The following is a 4053-nucleotide window of genomic DNA, read 5'->3' as shown; positions in this document are numbered from 1 at the left end:
GGCGGTGCCGGTGGCCACCACGACGTGCTCACCGGCCCGCGCCGCTTCGGCCCCTTCGGTCTGGTGCGACCACGGCAGCTCCGCGCCGCGGGCGCGCATCGCGGCCACCAGCTGTTCCGGCGCCCAGTCCGGCCAATCCGCGTGCTTGGCCGGGCGTGCCGGTGTCTGCTCGACGTGGCGCAACGGGGACTCGTCGGCAGGCACTCCGGCCAGCGCGCGATCGAGCAGCCGTCGCCCGCGGCCGTCCCGGTCCCGGCCGGTGTCCGCCTGGCCTGCACCCATGTGCGCTGCGTTCACGTCTTCGAGCCTCGCACAGGGCGCACGCGGCACCGCACACGTGTGTGCATACCCGGTGATGATCTCGATCGAGTGATCTTGCGCGGGCTGCGGGCCGTTCGCTGAGCGCGGTCGTTTCGTCCGGCCGGCGCGCGCGGCTTCGTCCCCTTCGCGTGGTTGCGCCGACCGGGTGAGCGCGCGACACGCCGGACGGAGCTCCCGAGCGACACGCGATACCGGAAGTCACCCGTTCGGTCCACGTCAAGATTTGCCCGAACGGGCGATCAAGGCCGCACTGTATCGATCATGAAATAACGAATCCGCACGTCGATGCGAGGCACGCATCACACGGTGAAGTAAGACACTCCGAGCCTGAATAGACTCCCCGCCCACGACTTCGTCGCGCGCGGCCCCCGGCGGGCCGGGCGTCGGCGGGGAAGTATCGAGCGTCGGAGCGGACGCAGCACCGCCCTCTCCGGCGCGCCACTGAGCACATTCGAGGAGGACGGATGTCCCTGCTGACGCCGGCCCAGCCAGGTTGGGCCGCTCAGGGCACTGCACCACCGAGCTCGACGCAGATGAACCTCGCGCAAGCCGCTCCCGGCGGCGGTCTGGATCTCAGCGGCGCGGACTACGCCGTGGTCGGTGTCGTCATGGTCATCGCCCTGGCCGCGCTGGCCTTCGGCTACGTGCTGATCAAGGAGGTGCTGGCGGCCGGTCAGGGATCGGCCAAGATGCAGGAGATCTCCCGAGCGGTCCAGGAAGGTGCCGCCGCGTACCTCAACCGCCAGTTCCGCACCCTCGCCGGGTTCGCGGTGGTGGTGTTCCTGGTGCTGTTCGCGCTACCCGCCGACAGCGCCGCCGAGCGGATCGGCCGATCGATCTTCTTCCTGTTCGGTGCCGCGTTCTCGGCGGCCATCGGTTACCTCGGGATGTGGCTGTCCACCCGCGCGAACGTGCGGGTCGCGGCGGCCTCGAACGACCCGGGTGCGGGCAGGCAGACGGCGATGAAGGTGGCGTTCCGCACCGGCGGTGTGGTCGGCATGACCACGGTCGGCCTGGGCCTGTTCGGCGCGTCCCTGGTGGTGCTGGTCTACGCCGGTGAAGCACCGCGGGTGCTGGAGGGCTTCGGCTTCGGCGCCGCCCTGCTGGCGATGTTCATGCGGGTCGGCGGCGGCATCTTCACCAAGGCCGCCGACGTGGGTGCCGACCTGGTCGGCAAGGTCGAGCAGGACATCCCGGAGGACGACCCCCGCAACGCCGCGACCATCGCGGACAACGTGGGCGACAACGTCGGCGACTGCGCGGGCATGGCGGCGGACCTGTTCGAGTCCTACGCGGTCACGCTGGTGGCCTCGCTGATCCTGGGCACCGCCGCGTTCGGCCTGAAGGGTCTGCTGTTCCCGCTGATCGTGCCCGCGATCGGCGTGGTCACCGCGGTCATCGGCGTCTACATCACCAGGGCGCGGGCCGCCGAGAGCGCGCTGACCGCGATCAACCGCTCGTTCTACATCTCGGCGGGCATCTCCGCGGTCGCGTGCGCGATCGCCGCGCTGCTGTACCTGCCGACGTCGTTCTCGCAGTTGGCCGGGGTCTCCCCGGAGATCAGCAACAGCCCGGGCAACCCGGCGCTGATCGCGCTCGCCGCGGTGATCATCGGCATTCTGCTGGCCGTGGTGATCCTGAAGCTGACCGGCTACTTCACCGCCACCGAGCACCGGCCGGTGCAGGACGTCGGCAAGTCCTCGCTGACCGGCCCGGCCACGGTGATCCTCACCGGCCTGTCCGTCGGGTTCGAGTCCGCCGTCTACACCGCTTTGGTGATCGGCGCGGCGGTCCTCGGCGCGTTCCTGCTCTCGGGCACGTTGACGGTGGCGCTGTTCGCGGTCGCGCTGGCCGGCTGCGGGCTGCTGACCACGGTCGGCGTGATCGTCGCGATGGACACCTTCGGACCGGTCGCGGACAACGCGCAGGGCATCGCCGAGATGTCCGGCGAGTTCGAGGGCGAGGGTGCCAAGATCCTCACCGAGCTGGACGCGGTGGGCAACACCACCAAGGCCATCACCAAGGGCATCGCCATCGCGACCGCGGTGCTGGCGGCGACGGCGCTGTTCGGGTCGTACCAGGACGCGATCACGAAGGCCGCCCGCAACGTCGGAGAGGCGATCAGCGCGGCCGACTACCAGGTGTTCGCGCCCAACGTGCTGGTCGGCCTCGCGATCGGGGCGGCCGTGGTGTTCCTGTTCTCCGGGCTCGCGATCAACGCGGTGTCCCGCGCGGCAGGCGCCGTGGTCTACGAGGTGCGGCGCCAGTTCAAGGACAACCCGGGGATCATGGACGGTTCGACCCGGCCGGAGTACCACCGCGTCGTCGACATCTGCACCCGCGACTCGCTGCGCGAGCTCGCCACCCCCGGTCTGCTGGCGGTGCTGGCGCCGATCGCGGTGGGCTTCGGGCTCGGCGTCGGTCCGCTGGCCGGTTACCTGGCGGGCGCGATCGCCGCCGGCACCCTGATGGCGATCTTCCTGGCCAACTCGGGTGGTGCATGGGACAACTCGAAGAAGCTGGTCGAGGACGGCTACCACGGCGGCAAGGGTTCCGAGGCGCACTCGGCGACGGTCATCGGCGACACGGTCGGCGACCCGTTCAAGGACACCGCTGGACCGGCGATCAACCCGCTGATCAAGGTGATGAACCTGGTCTCGGTGCTGATCGCGCCTGCGGTGGTCACCCTGACCATGGGCGACTCGGCCTCGCGGCCGGTGCAGATCGCGATCGCGGTCGTGGCGGCGCTGGTGATCGTGGGCGCGGTCGTGGCGTCGAAGCGGCGCAGCACGGCCATCGCCGACGAGCCTGCCGACGAGGGCAAGGTCGTCAACGGCGCGGCCTGACGAGCCGTCCTGGCGGGGCGTCCGGCGCGGCCGGGCGCCCCGCCTTTTTCGGTGCTGACGGGCGAAGTGGGCGGCTTGTGCGTTGTCTCGCCGCACATCCTTCTCCGACGAGTCCGCAGTTCCGTGCGCAGCGATGAAGGTCCAGTGCGCCCCCGGCCTGCCGGTCGCGGCCGCGGGTGCGGGACAGTCGGGGCGCACGGTGAAGCAAACCCCAGGGGAATGCGCATGAAGATCCGTTCGACCTCCGTCGCGGTGCTCGCCGCCGTCCCGCTGGCGCTGGCCGGTTGTTCGCAGGGACCGCAGCCGCCGGAGCAGCCGCCGCAGCAGCCACCGGCTCCGCAGCAACAGCAGCCCGCCCCGAACCAGCCGGCGAAGGTCAGCGCCGAGGGCGTGGCGTGGACCGGCAAGCTGTGCGGCCTGGTGGGCAGCTTCTCCGCGTCGCAGCAGCAGGCGCCGCAGGTGGATCGCAGCAACACCGACGCCTTCAAGAACTCCTCGGTCGCCCAGATGACCGCCGCCGAGCAGGCCGCGAACCAGACGGTGACCGGGCTGCAGCAGATCGGCCCGTCTCCGATCAAGGGCGGCGACCAGGTCGCGGGCACCTTCGTCGACGGGTTCTCGCAGGTGCGCGACATCCTGAGCACGGCCAAGGGCAAGGCCGAGCAGGTCGACTCGCACGACAAGCAGGCGTTCACCGCGGGCATGACCGGTGTGCAGGACGAGCTGAAGAAGGGGCAGCAGCTGGACTTCAGCGCCCAGTTCGAGCAGTTCTCCAAGAACGCGGAGCTGAACCAGGCGGCGACGCAGGCTCCGGAGTGCCAGCAGCTGACCGCGCAGGCTCAGCAGCAGGCCCAGCAACAGCAGCAGATGCAGCAGCAACAGCAGC

General features: G+C 70.5%; 2 protein-coding genes and 1 pseudogene. 2 read left to right on the top strand and 1 reads right to left on the bottom strand.

Annotated elements, in window-relative coordinates; translation table 11 throughout:
* Positions 1 to 297, bottom strand: a pseudogene (locus tag IJH84_RS11770) (DEAD/DEAH box helicase); the annotation flags it as partial.
* Between the two features lie 557 nt (positions 298 to 854).
* Here IJH84_RS11770 and IJH84_RS11765 point away from each other — a divergent pair.
* Both IJH84_RS11765 and IJH84_RS11760 read left to right on the top strand, forming a co-directional pair.
* Positions 855 to 3167: a sodium-translocating pyrophosphatase gene (locus tag IJH84_RS11765; protein WP_295144000.1), complete on the top strand. Its 2313-nt coding sequence runs from the start codon at positions 855 to 857 to the stop codon at positions 3165 to 3167.
* Positions 3168 to 3392: 225 nt separating this feature from the next.
* Positions 3393 to 4053: hypothetical protein (locus IJH84_RS11760; protein WP_295143997.1), on the top strand; the 661-nt coding region annotated here is incomplete at its 3' end.

The sequence above is a fragment of the Saccharopolyspora sp. genome, assembly GCF_017434145.1.
In the GTDB taxonomy this organism is placed as follows: Bacteria; Actinomycetota; Actinomycetes; order Mycobacteriales; family Pseudonocardiaceae; genus Saccharopolyspora_C; species Saccharopolyspora_C galaxeae.
Note: the sequence above shows the minus strand (reverse complement) of the source record. Positions and strands in the feature narration are given on the sequence as shown.